Source organism: Micromonospora sp. NPDC049081 (genome assembly GCF_040648835.1).
Taxonomy (GTDB): domain Bacteria; phylum Actinomycetota; class Actinomycetes; order Mycobacteriales; family Micromonosporaceae; genus Micromonospora; species Micromonospora antibiotica.
In genome coordinates this window covers 43285-55843 of the sequence record NZ_JBEZEK010000023.1, presented here as the reverse complement: position 1 = coordinate 55843, position 12559 = coordinate 43285, and the positions used below count along the sequence as shown (strand labels likewise).

The 12559-nt window shown below is 73.2% G+C and carries 9 protein-coding genes; 2 read left to right on the top strand and 7 right to left on the bottom strand.

All coding sequences use genetic code 11. The features are described 5' to 3' along the window. Positions 1 to 4 precede the first annotated feature (4 nt). The 3 genes from AB0B63_RS26030 to AB0B63_RS26020 form a co-directional block, all read right to left on the bottom strand. Positions 5 to 2362, bottom strand: a complete 2358-nt coding sequence (locus tag AB0B63_RS26030; protein ID WP_357023244.1) for a low temperature requirement protein A — start codon at positions 2360 to 2362, stop codon at positions 5 to 7. Positions 2363 to 2623: 261 nt separating this feature from the next. Then, on the bottom strand, positions 2624 to 3994 hold the full coding sequence (locus AB0B63_RS26025) for a ricin-type beta-trefoil lectin domain protein (protein ID WP_307798932.1): 1371 nt from the start codon (positions 3992 to 3994) through the stop codon (positions 2624 to 2626). A gap of 316 nt (positions 3995 to 4310) precedes the next feature. Continuing rightward, entirely contained in the window at positions 4311 to 5369 is a 1059-nt protein-coding gene (locus AB0B63_RS26020) for a polysaccharide deacetylase family protein (protein ID WP_208564979.1), read from the bottom strand. A gap of 243 nt (positions 5370 to 5612) precedes the next feature. On the opposite strand from AB0B63_RS26020, the gene AB0B63_RS26015 reads away from it, so the two are divergent. Beyond that, a complete protein-coding gene (locus AB0B63_RS26015) occupies positions 5613 to 6308 on the top strand; it encodes a histidine phosphatase family protein (RefSeq protein WP_357023240.1) in 696 nt (231 codons plus the stop codon). 5 nt (positions 6309 to 6313) lie between these two features. On the opposite strand, the gene AB0B63_RS26010 is transcribed toward AB0B63_RS26015, so the two are convergent. The 4 genes from AB0B63_RS26010 to AB0B63_RS25995 form a co-directional block, all read right to left on the bottom strand. Continuing rightward, a complete protein-coding gene (locus tag AB0B63_RS26010; RefSeq protein WP_357023237.1) occupies positions 6314 to 8467 on the bottom strand; it encodes a peptidase domain-containing ABC transporter in 2154 nt (717 codons plus the stop codon). Continuing rightward, positions 8464 to 9456 carry a TIGR04500 family putative peptide maturation system protein gene (locus AB0B63_RS26005; protein ID WP_357023235.1) on the bottom strand — a complete coding sequence of 331 codons (993 nt, stop codon included), beginning with the start codon at positions 9454 to 9456 and terminating at the stop codon, positions 8464 to 8466. The genes AB0B63_RS26010 and AB0B63_RS26005 overlap by 4 nt, the downstream gene beginning before the upstream one ends. Next, on the bottom strand, positions 9453 to 10436 hold the full coding sequence (locus AB0B63_RS26000; RefSeq protein WP_357023232.1) for an MvdC/MvdD family ATP grasp protein: 984 nt from the start codon (positions 10434 to 10436) through the stop codon (positions 9453 to 9455). The genes AB0B63_RS26005 and AB0B63_RS26000 overlap by 4 nt, the downstream gene beginning before the upstream one ends. A 72-nt stretch (positions 10437 to 10508) precedes the next feature. After that, positions 10509 to 10679: a putative ATP-grasp target RiPP gene (locus tag AB0B63_RS25995; RefSeq protein WP_208564974.1), complete on the bottom strand. Its 171-nt coding sequence runs from the start codon at positions 10677 to 10679 to the stop codon at positions 10509 to 10511. A 132-nt stretch (positions 10680 to 10811) separates the two neighbouring features. Here AB0B63_RS25995 and AB0B63_RS25990 point away from each other — a divergent pair, with 132 nt between their 5' ends. Further along, on the top strand, positions 10812 to 12221 hold the full coding sequence (locus tag AB0B63_RS25990) for a helix-turn-helix transcriptional regulator (protein WP_357023228.1): 1410 nt from the start codon (positions 10812 to 10814) through the stop codon (positions 12219 to 12221). The last annotated feature ends 338 nt before the right edge of the window (positions 12222 to 12559 follow it).

The following is a 12559-nucleotide window of genomic DNA, read 5'->3' as shown; positions in this document are numbered from 1 at the left end:
CGGCTCACGTCCGGGCGGGCCGCCGGGTCCGCGGGTCACCCTCCTGCACCGCCTCGACGACGGCGAAGACGACGCCGAGCACGGTCAGCAGCAGCAACGAGAGCACGGACGGCAGCGCGACGGTCACCGGCGCGAGGACGATGACCACCCCCGCGCCGATGAGCCGGTGGGGGCTGACCGTCCGGAAGATCCGCAGCCAGAACATCTGGTTGCCGAGCAGGTACAACGCCACCCCGAAGAACAGCATGTAGTGACCCAGCAGGGCGCTGTGCCGCTCCTGGGACGCGGCCAGGGTCTGGTGCAGGCCGTAGGCGACCAGGACGATCCCGGCCATCATCGGCAGGTGCAGATAGGTGTACGCGTCCCGCGCGGCGCGGACCCGACGATCGCCCTCGTAGGCCCCGAGGGTGATCCGGGCCGCGTCGATGCCGGTGAAGTAGCTCCACCAGATCGTGCCGAGGGCCACCACCGACGCGACGACGACGACCAGCGTGGGGGCGGAGATCGGCACGTTGTTGATGGAGATGCCGACGGAGAGGACCGCCTCGCCGACGGCGATCAGGATGACCAGGGCGTGCCGGTCGGCCCAGTGCCGGACCAGCCTGATCCGCCACAGCCGCCCACCGGCCCAGTACCCGGCGACGTACTGCACGAGCAGCGCGGCCACCCAGAGCAGCGTGACGGCGGGGTGCCGGGCGACCGCGTCGGGGGCGACCACCTCGACGACGGCGATCACCAGCAGGATGGCGATGGTGGCGGTCGTGGCGACGAACCGGGTCCGGGTGCCCCGCAGGTCGGAGTTCTCCCGGACGAGCTGCCGGAAGATCAACCCCTGCATGAGCTGGACGCCGATGTAACACCCGACGACCAGCAGCGGGCCGGGGAGGCTGCCGGGCAGGGGGACGAAGGCCTGCGGGATCGCCAGCCCGATCAGCAGCACCGCCGTCATGATGCCCGCCGTGCACAGCCGCACCACCGTGCTGTCGTGCCGCACGGCGTTGGCGAGCCAGGTGTACGACGTCCAGGCCCACCACAGCAGCGCCAGCAGGATCATGCCCTGGGCCAGGCCGAGTAGGGTCGGAAACCGGTTCATCACCGCGGTGACCTCGATGAAGGCGTACACGAACACGAGGTCGACGAAGAGTTCCCGGGGGTCGACCGTCCCGACGTGGAGGCTCTCCTGCTCGACCGACTCGTGAAGTTGCCGGTGTTTCCGCCGGAAGAGGGTGTTGTCCAGCACCAGCATCGTGCAGACGGCGGCGACGAGCACCACCAGCGCCTGCACCGCGGTCAGCCGTCCGACCACCGTCAGCAGCGCCGTCAGCAGCGCCACCCCCACCAGCGGACCCCGACCCAGCAACCGGACCGCCCGCCACTCCACCACGACGAGCGCGCCCAGATAGAGCAGCACACCGCCGTACAGGATGGCGACGCCGGCCGACGGCCACGGCTGGGTGCTCTTCGGGGTGGCGTGCGTGTTGAGGTACTTCAGCCCCAGCGCGAAGAAGATCAACCCGCCGATCATGGGCAGGTGCAGCCCGCTGTAGACGTCCCGACCGACCCGGGCGCGGTCCCGCCCGGAGCTGGCCCGCAGGGCCCGTTCGATGATCACCTTGGCCAGGTCGAAGTAGCTCCACCACAGCGCGAAGACCACGGTGATGCCCAGCACCGCCCCGACGGCCAACTGGGAGGTCACCGGGCGGTCCACGCCGAGCCCCTCGCTGGCGCCGATCGAGATGATCGTCTCGCCGAGCGCGATGAGCACGATCAGGGCGTGCCGTTCGGCCAGGTGCCAGGGCGAGACGACCCGCCAGCCGCCCTTGCTGGCCGCCACGAGGATCAGCGAGTCGATCATGAGAGCGCTCGCGAACAGCACAGCCTGCACCAGGGCGGCGTCGACGACCGCCGGCAGCAGCGGCGGCACCAGATAGGAGGCGAGCAGCACCAGCCCACCGGCGATGAAGATCAACCAGGCGGCGACCACCGACGGCTGTCCGCCCTCGCCCCGGTGGCTGACGAACGTGAGGACGACCATGGCGGTCGCCCGGATCAGCAGATATCCGCAGATCAGCACCATCGGGCCGGGCAGCCCGCCCGCCCGGTCGGTGAACGCCTCGGGTATCGCGACCCCGATCGCCAGCAGGGCGGCGGCGATGCCGAGCATGATCGGGGGCATGATCCCCCGGTCGAGGTGCACCACGTTGCCGAGCCAGACACACGGGGTCCAGCAGTGCCAGAGTAGGAGGATCACGAGCACGCCCTGGACCAACCCGAGGGGGCTGAAATGCTCGGCCATCAGCGTGGTGACGGCCAGGAACGCGAACACGAAGAGTAGATCGACGAAGAGCTCGACCCAGCTCACATCGCCGATGGCCCCGGGGTCACGGGCCACCAGACGCCGACCCCCGGCTGTCGGGTGTGGCGCGGGATCATCCCTCCGCACCCGATAAGCCTCGCAAACCGGACACGGCTTGTCCCGCCAACGTCGATTAGCGGTGCGAACGGTCGGCGCCGGGCGGAATTCACCTCCGCCGCGTACGCCACCGGGCCGGGCCGGCGTCTCCCCGGATGCGGGAGACGCCGGCCCGGTCCGCGTGCTGCGGGAGCGGTCGCCGGTCGACCGTCAGGTCAGGGGCGTCAGGGTGAACCGCTGGTTGGTCTGCCCGTGACAGTCGTAGAGCTGGACCTGCGCCCCGTTGGCCGTGCTCCAAACGTCCAGGCACCGCCCGGACTGCACGCTGCTGATGGTGCCGTTGGCGTTGACGTTCCACTGCTGGTTGGTCTGGCTGTGGCAGCCGTAGATCTGGACCGCCGCACCGTTACCGGAGCCAGCCGCGTCCAGGCACATGTCGCCGTACACCCGGAGTTGTTTGTTCGTGGTGTACGTCCACGACTGGTTGGTCCCGCGGTTGCAGTCCCAGAGCTGGACCCGGGTGCCGTTGGCGCGGGAGGCGTTGGGCACGTCGAGGCACCGGTTGGACTGTGCGCCGACGATCAGGCTGGCGGCACCGGGCGGGTTGCTCGGCGGCGGCGTGGTCTGCGGCGGGGTGGTCGGGATTGGCGGCGGGGTGTCCGACGGGATCGGCGGCGGGGTGGTCGCGGTCGGCGGCAGCAGCGGGCAGGTGCTGCGGTAGCTGACCACGCCGCTGTTGTCCGCCAGTGGGCAGAGGAACTGGCTGTACCGGGCGTCGTTGTCGACGAACATCTTGAGGAACGGCAGCATGGTCCGGATCAGCACCGGGTTGGACCGGCCGACCATGAACCCGTGGTCGGCCCCCGCGACCTCCAGGTAGGCGCTCTCGGTCGTGGCCGGGAGGCTGTTGTAGAGCCCGGTGGCGTAGGACGGGGTGACCACCGTGTCCGCCTGCCCGGCGAAGACCATCGTGGGCACCCGGTCGTTGGCCAGGTTCGACGACGGCGAGTACGGCGCGATGCCGACCGCCGCCTTCAACGCCGGGCGGCGCAGGGCCGCGCTGAGCGCCCCGCCACCACCCATCGAGTGACCGGAGACGGCCAGCCGGGTGGGGTCGATCCGGTCCCGTACCGGGCTCTGCTGCACCAGGTAGTCCAGCGCGGCGAGCAACTGGGTGCCCCGGGCCGTGTCGAAGTCGTTGCGGCTGTTGGTCTCGATGCCGATCACGACGAAGCCGTGCGAGGCCAGCCACGGCCCCATCCAGGCCAGCTCGACGGAGAACAGCGCGGTGTAGCCGGGCGAGATGGCGACCGCCCCGAAGGTGCCCTGGCTGGTGTCGGTCGGGTAGTAGATCCGGCCGCCGTTGAAGCCGTACCCGGTCGGGACGGCGACCGAGGTGTTGGCGAACGGGCCGTTCACGGCCGCGACGCTGCTCCGGGTGGGGTCGGGGCCCCGCTGGTACGGGTTGTCGGCGGCCGACGCCGTCCCGGTCGCCACCGTCATGGTGAACAACCCGGCGACGGCGGCGGCGATCCCGGCCGTGACCAGCGTGAACAGCCTTCCCCGCCGACGGGGGGACACCCGGGCGGGGTGGGGCTGCTCCGGGGGCGGAGAGTGGGGTACGTGTCCGCGCACTGTCGGTACCTCCTGGTGGTGGATGGTGGGTGGCCCGTAGCGTGCTGTTTACGTTCACGATTATCGATGGATTTCAGGTTGGCAGGTAATCCCGGGGTTTTCAACCGGTAGTTTCGAGCAGGTGACCCGATAGTTTCGAGGTCGTCTCCGGGGTCACGAAACGGCCCTCCCCGGACGCCGTGGAGACGTCCGGGGAGGGCCGGTGGTCGGGACGGGGTCCGGGCGCTGCGCCCCGGCCGGTGACTCGACAGCGGCGTGCCGGTCAGCCCGTGGTGCAGGAGCGGATCTGTGGCCGGGCGCCGCTGTTGCCGTTCATCATCGTGGTGAAGCCGAAGGTGTTGCCGCTGCCGTTGGACCGCATCGTCATCACGTAACCGGAGCTGTCCCAGCTGGGCGTGCCGTTCCAGGTGGTGTTGACCTTCTGCGGCGCGGTCAGCGCCACCACCACCGTCCAGTTGCTGCCGCCCTGGACCGTCACCGAGGTGTTGTACCGGTCGCCCCACACGTTCGGGTACGTCGCCGTCGCGGTGCACGTCCCACCGGCCGGCGGGGTGGTCGGGGTGCCGGTGGGCGGGGTGGTCGGGGGGTTGGTCGGCGGGGTGCCGTCCGGGGCCACGGCCCGGCCGGTGCTCGGCGAGATCATGCCCGGGCAGAGGCCCCGGCTGTTCAGGTTGGCCATGATCTGCGGAATCGCGTCGCGGGTGTTCTGGATGCCGTCGTGCATCAGGATCACCTGGCCGTTCTGGAGCCGGCCGGCGTTGGCGACGATCTGGCTGACGCTCGCGCCGTTCCAGTCCTGGGAGTCGACGTCCCAGATCACCTGGCGCATGCCGAGCGACGAGGCGACCGACTGGAGGGTCGAGTTGGTCTCGCCGTAGGGCGGGCGGAACAGTTGCGGCCGTACGCCGGTCGCCGACTGGATCGCCGAGTTGGTCTGGGAGAGGTCGGACTGCATCTGGCTCTGACCCATCGAGGTCATGTGCGCGTGGTTCCAGCTGTGGTTGCCGATCCACATGCCGGCGTCGACCTGGGCCCGGGCGGCGGACGGGTTGCCCTGCACGTTCTGCCCGACGTTGAACATGGTCGCCCGGACGTTGTTGGCGCGCAGCACGTTCAGCAGCGCGCCGGTGCTGCCGGTCGGTCCGTCGTCGAAGGTGAGACCGACGTAGCCGTTGCAGGCGGCGGCGCTGGACGGGGTGGCGGAGACCGCGACGCCGACGGCGCCCAGCGCCACGGTGGTGGCGAGCACCGCCAGCCGGACGGTCAGGCGGGAGGCTCGGGAGCGGGACGGGTGACCGGAGTCACCGGTGCTGGAGATCATGCGCAGGTCCTCCTGGGGGCGGTGCTGCCTGGGGGTGCTGGGTTCTATCGAGATGCGTTGATGTCGCTGTGAATCGGAGTATTGCAGCGGCGTTTCGAACGCGTCAACGACTTTCGGAAACTTTCGGAAACGTGTTCGGTCGGGGGCGTCGAGGCCGGCGAGCTGCCGGATACCGCCGTCGTTCCCGGCAGCGTCCCGCCGCCCGGCGTCGCCCCGCGCCGGCTGCTGCCGGACAGTGGGACCGTGGACACCGTCGCGGAGTTGACCATCGTCCGGCACGGGCAGAGCGTCGCCAACGTCGCGTTCGCCGAGGCCCACGCGCGGGGCGTCGCCACCCACGGGCTCACCGGACGCGACGCCGACGTCCCGCTGTCACCACTGGGCCGGCGACAGGCCACCCGGCTCGGCCGCTGGCTCGCGGCGCAACCCGCCGGCCGGCACCCCGACCACGTCGTCTGCTCCCCGTACCGGCGGGCCCGGCAGACCTGGGCACGGGTGGCGGACACCGCCGCCGCCCTCGGCGTCACCCCGGCCCCGGTCGACCTCGACGGGCGGCTGGTCGACCGGCTCATGGGCGACCTGGAACTGCTGACCCCGCTGATGATCGCCGAACGGTTCCCCGCCGAGGCGGCCCGGCTCGCCGCCGACGGCCTCCACGCCTACCGGCCACCCGGCGGCGAGACGTTCGACGACGTCGCCGCCCGCGTCCGCGCCGCCCTGGCCGACCTGCACCGCCGGCACGCCGGCCGCCGGGTGTGGGTGGTGGCCCACGACGCCGTGGTCGTCGCCGCCCGGCACGTCCTGGAGGGGTTGTCGTTCGCCGACCTCGACGCGGTCCTCGCCACCACCCCGGTCGCCAACACCTCACTCACCCGCTATGCGTCCACCCACGGCCGCCTCGACCTCGTCGAGTTCGCCGCCGTCCCGCACGCGCCGTGACCGGCTCAACGGACCGGATCGGGCCACGACCCGACGGCACCGGGTACCCCGGCCAGCCGGGCGAACGGCCCACCGGCGGTCAGCAGCACCCGGGGCGGCCCACTCTCCACCAACCGCCCCCGGTCGAGCACCAGCACCAGGTCGGCGTCCGCGACCGTCGACAACCGGTGTGCGATGACCAGTCGGGTCATCGGCAGCGTGCGCAGGCTCGCCTCGACGGCCGCCTCGGTCACCGCGTCCAGCGCGCTGGTCGCCTCGTCCAGGATGAGCAGGGCCGGGTCGGCCAGCAGCGCGCGGGCCAGCGCGACCCGCTGCCGTTGCCCGCCGGACAGGCCGACGCCACCGTCGCCGAGGTGGGTGTGCAACCCCATCGGCAGGGCCGCCACGTCCTCGTGCAGCGCGGCGAGCCGCAGCGCCCGGGTGACGGCGGCGTCGGAGGCGTCCGGGCGGGACAGCGTCAGTGCCTCCCGCAGGGTGCCCGCGCCGAGGTAGGTCCCCTGCAGGACCACCCCGATCTGCCGGCGCACCGAGGACAGGTCCAGCGTGGCCAGGTCGTGGCCGTCGACGCGGATGCACCCCCCGGTCGGGGCGTACAGGCCGGTCAGCAGGCCGACCAGGGTGCTCTTGCCGCTGCCCGAACCGCCCACCACCGCCACCTTGCTGCCGGGCGGGATCACGGCGGTGACGTCGCGCAACGCCCAGGGCGACCGCCGGTCGTACCGGAAACTCACCCTGTCGAGGGTGACCAGGCCGGTCAGCCTGGGCGCGGGTACGCCGGGGACGGGTTGCTCCAGCGGTGCGTCCGCGATGTCGGCCAGCCGGTCCATGGTGGGCGCGAGCAGGGTGAACGACGGCAACCGCTGGGCCAGCGCGACCGCCGGGGTGATCGCGGCGACCGCGAGCGCGGACAGCCCGGCCGCCCGACCCGGCGAATCGGCCTGCCCGACCGCCACCAGGAGCATGAGCACCGGGCTCGCCATCGACCAAGCGGCGAGCAGCGCGTCCGCGACCGCCGACAACCGGGCCAGCCGGTGCGCCGCCCACACGCCCCGGTCGAACGACTCCTGCCAGCGCTGCCGTACCCGCTGCTGGGCCCCGGCGACCCGGATCGCCGCCATGCCCTGCACCGCGTCGGCCAGCCGGGCCGCCTCCTCCCCGGAGGCGAGCAGCTCCTCCCGTTGCAGGGCACCGGAGCGGCGGCCCACCCACAACGCGGTACCCGCCTGGACGGCGATCACGGCGGCGGCCACCAACCCCAGCACCGGTGCCAGCACCGTCACCACGGTCAGGTAGCCGACCACCAGCAACCCGTCGAGCACGGTCGCCACCAGCGCCGACGCCAACAGGTCCCGGACACCGGCCACCGCCCGGACCCGGTCGACCAGGTCACCGGCGGACCGGCGGTGGAAGTACCGGTAGACCACCGCGAACAGCCGGTGCACCGTCTCGGTGCCGAGCCGGCTGCCGATACGCCGTTGCAGGGCGGTCACGGTCAGCCCCCGGGCCAGGGACAACGCCCCGGTGAGCACGGCCAGCGCGGCGACGGCGACGAGCCAGGACGCCGCCGGGGGCACGACGGCGTCGATGAGCGCGGCGGTCGCCCACGGTACGGCCAGGCCGGTCGCGGTGAGCAGCACCGAGGTCGCCGCCAGCAGCGCGAGCAGGCCGGTGTGCCGACGCAGCACCGGCACCAGCAGGTCGCGTACCGGTGACGGGGCCGGTGGGACCGGCGGAGCGGGCCCGTCGGGTGCGGCCAGCAGCACCACTCCGGTGGTCCCGGCGCAGAACTGGGCGGGGGACAGCCGCCGCCGACCCACGGCCGGGTCGACGACGTCGATGCCGCGCCGGCCCACCCGCTCCACCACCAGGTAGTGGTCGCCGTTCCAGTGCGCCAGCAGGGGCATCGCCAGTTCCCGCAGCCGGGTGGCGTCCCGGCGCAGTGCGGGCAGGGCGATCGCCCGGCAGCGCAGCCCGTGCTCCTGCGCCGCGTCGCGCAGGTCACGCAGGCTCAGGCCGTCCCGGCCGACATCGAGCCGGGCCCGCAGGTACGACGCCGGGACCGCCCGACCGCAGGCGGCGAGCAGCATGGCGAGCGCACTGGGCCCACAGTCGGTGGCGGCGACCTGGAGCACCACCGGCACCCGTCGCCGGCCGGTCACCGGACCCGGGTCGTCCGGTCCCGGGGCAGCCAGAACCACTCGATGTCGGTGCCGGCCCGCCGCCGCGCCAGCCACTCGTCGAACATGGCCCGCTCGACCAGCGCCCGGGTGTCGTCGTCGAGGACGGCCGGCTCGCGGTCGACCACCACCGCCGTCACCGCGATCCCCGCGATCGTGGTCGGCACCGGCCCGGTGGCGTCGCGCAGCTCCGCCGGGGCCGCGACCGCCACCGGCCGCAGGACGCCGGCGGCCCGGCCGGCGCGGACGGCGGCGGCCACCGTCGCGAGCGCCGTCGCGCGGTCGGTGGGGGGCGTCCCCTCGGCGGTCCAGGCGATCAGGAGCCGGTCGAACGTGGACCGGTGCGCGGCGAACCACTCCGGCAGCCGGTCACCCACCACCCGGGCCCGCAGCCGGGCGACCGCCACGGTGTGCGCGACCAGGTCGGCGAAGTCCTCGGCGGAGAGCCCCCGCTCGGCCAGCCACCGGGCGGTCGACTCGGCATCGAGCAGCCCCTTGGCCCGGCGGTACGCGTCGGCCGCCGCCTGGAGTTCACCGTCGTCGACCTCGACCGGGTGCTGCTCCAGCTCCTCGGCGACCAGACCGGTGTCGACCAGCCGGGCGAGCACGTCGTGGTCGTACCAGAGGAAGTCGAGGGCGGTGAGCGCCTCGCCCACCCGCAGCGTCCGGGTGCCGACCCGGGCGAGGTGGTGGTCGGAGTGCCGGACCGCCCCACGCAGCGGCCACGGCAGGGCCGGCGTCGGGCTGTACGCCACGGAGACCGTGCCGGCGGGTTCACGCAGCAGCACGTCGAAGGAGACGGAGCCGTCGGCGACCTCCTCGTCCCGCACGATCGCCGGATCGGCCCCGGGCCAGCGCTCCCGCAGCGGGGTGAGGCGTCGGCGGGCCTCGGGCAGTCCGGCCCGGTCGACGGTCAGCTCCCGCACCAGGGTGAGGGCCGCGTCGAGCAGGGCCGGGTCCAGGGTGGTCATGTGGTGGCTCCGGGGATGGGGGTGGGCGTGGTGAGCAGGTCGACCACGGCGGCGGTGATGGGCAGCCCGGTCTCCTCCTCCACCCACAGGTACTGGCCGCTGGGGTTGATCTCGAGGTAGACGTACCGGTCGTCAGGGGTGACGATCAGGTCGAGGGCGCTGTAGCGCAGGCCGAGCGCGCGGGTCAGCGCCACGCACCGGGCGGCGACGTCGGTGGGCAGGTCGTAGCGGCTCAGCGGGGTGTTCCGGTCGTCCTGGCGACGCCAGTCGTGTCGGGCGTGGTTGGACCGCTGGGAGTCGATGGCGGCGGTGAACACCCGGTCGCCGACGACGGTGACCCGCAGCTCGACCCGCTTGGGCACCCGTTCCTGCGCGATGAGGGGGCAGTGGCGTACCCCGTCGACGTGGCCGACGTCGCGGTGGGTGACCGGTTCGGTGAAGCGCATCAGTTCGTCGCGGAGGCTGGTCAGCCCGACCTGCTTGGTGATCATCCGACCGGCGGTGTGGTCGAACAGGTCGAGCACGGCCCCGGGGTCGTTGCCGACGGCGGTGGCCGGCACGTCGAAACCGAGGCGCAGGGCGAGCTGGAGCTGGCGGACCTTCTGCTGGGCCCGCAGCACCACCGGCCGGGCGGCGGGCAGCGCCGGCACGTCGAGGGTCTCCCAGACGTCGCCGACGAACTGCCGGCTCTCCTCGACCACGAAACCGGCGTGGGGTTCGCCCAGGTGGGCCGGGGCGACCGGGATGCCGGGGCGGCGGAACCAGACGGCGGTCACCGCGTCGAGGTCGACGGTCCGGCCCGGGTCGGCGTGCCGGACCAGGGTGCGGGTCAGCCGACCGTCCCGGATGGTCACCGACAGCGATGCGCGGGACGGCACGTCGGCCGGGTCGAAGCGGGCCCAGTGGACGCCGCGCCGGCCCAGCTCCACCTCGGCCGCGTCGGCGTGCACGTCGTCGGGGGCGGTCAGGATGAGGATCATGGGTGCTCCGGGCGGGGGCCCGCCGGCGGTCCATCCACCCGGAGGGCGGGCCGGATCGCCGACGGTGACGGATCAGAAGTCGGTGTCGGTGTCCGGTCGACCCCCGCCGGGGATGTCGTCGATGGTCTTCGACGAGCCCGCGCCGTTGCGCGGCAGCCCACCGAGCATCCCGGCGAGCTGCTCGTCGGCCAGCTCCACCCCGTCGGCGGGAATGGTGTCGATCTGTACGGTCCTGCGCTTCATGGTGTTACCTCTATCTGGTTCGCAACGCCGGCCGGCCGGCTGGACCGGCTGGTGCGAGCAGTCTGTGCCGACCGGGGTGAGCTGGGCACCAGGGAAATCCCCAGGGTTGGTCCCGGGTTCTACGCTCGGCCGGTGTCCACCGAGATCACGGCCGAGCGCCTGCTGTCGGCGGCCGACCGTGCCGACCCGGATCAGTCCGCGCGCCTGGTGTTCCAGGCGTTCCTCGCGCTGTCCCGCACCGCCGACCGCGACCGGTTGCTCGCGTTGCTGGACCGGGTGCGGCGGGCCCACGAGGTGAGCGGTTCGGCGCGGACCGAGCTGATCTACCGCACCCTGGCGGGGACGGCGGCGACCCGGGCCGGCCTCGCCGAGGGCCCGGAGCACCTCGACGCCGCCGTACGGATCTTCGACCGGCACGCCTTCGGTGACGACCCGGTGCTGGTCGAGTGTGCGCTGACCGCCGTGATGACCCTGATGCGTCCGCACGAGGCGCGGCGGTTCGCCCCGCTGCTGGCCGACCTGGACCTGACGCCGGTGGACCGGGCCCGGATGCTCGCGCTGATCGGGGTGGGCGACGCCTGGGCCGGCAACCTGGTCCGGGGCCAGGCCGAGCTGCGGGAGGCGGCCCGGTTGGCCGGGCAGTGCGGCAGCCTCGACGTGCAGGCCGAGGTGACCTCCTGGCTGGCCAAGTGCGACGCGCTGCGCGGTGACCTGGACGATGCCGCCGTCCACCTGGACCAGGCCCGCGAGCTGGCCGCGCGGGTCGGGTCGGCGTGGGTCGCCCACCACCTGCCCGAGTGCACGGCCGCGCTGGCGTTCGCCCGGGGTGACCGGGAGACCTGGGCCGGGCTGCTCGAACTCGTGGTGGCCACCGACGTCGGGGCGACCGCCGGCCTGCAGTACGAGCACCGCTGGGAGCTGGCCACCCATCACGCCCTGGCCGGCCGACCCGGGGTGGCCGGTGAACTGCTCGTCGGGGTCGACGACCCGCCCGTCTCCTGGCCGGGTGGGCCGGTGCTGCCGGCCTGGCGGGCCTGGATCCTCGACCCGGACGCGGTCGGGACGACGGCGGCGCTCACGGCTGCGCTCGACCTGCTGACCCGACCCACCGAGCAGTTGCTGGCCGCCCGGCTGGCCTGGCTGCTCGGCACGCACCACGGTCGGGCCGGCCGGCGGGGCGAGGCGGCCCGGTTGTTGGAGCAGGCGTGCGCGGGTTACGCCCGCACGGGTGCCGCCGGGATGCTGACGCTGGTGATGCGGGATCTCCGGGCGCTCGGCGGCGCACCCGTCGCGGGCCCGTCGGGGGTGGACCTCTCCCCGGCCGTCGGGCCGGTGTTCGGGGCGCCCCCGGGCGGGCCGACGTTGACCGAGGCGGAGGCCCGGGTCGCCACCGCGATCGCCAACGGGCTCAGCAACCGGGAGGCGGCCCAACGGCTCTTCCTGTCGGTCAAGACGATCGAGTTCCACCTCGGCAACATCTTCCGCAAACTCGGGGTCCGTAACCGCACCGAGCTGGCCACCCGGCGGGTCCGTGCCCGCTGAGGGCGACGTCGCCGGGTGGTCGGGCGGTGGCGCAGGGTGTCGGGTCGCCAGGACCCTCCCGACACCTGTCGCAGATCGAATGCATTCGATATAACATCACCGCAGGGCAGCGTCACCCCGCACGGGCGTACGACGCGGAGTGTTCGCGATCCACCGGGCGGACCGGGCAGCCGGCCGGTGGTCACCGATGAGGACGCGGCCGGGTGAGTGCCGGCCCGGCGTCCCCTGTGTCGTGCTGGTCCCGCGCGGCGAGTGCGGTGCTCCGGTCGTCGACCCCACAACGATCGGCCGGTTCCGTGCTGGTGCCGCGACGGACCAGACAGAACACCGAGAGGAAA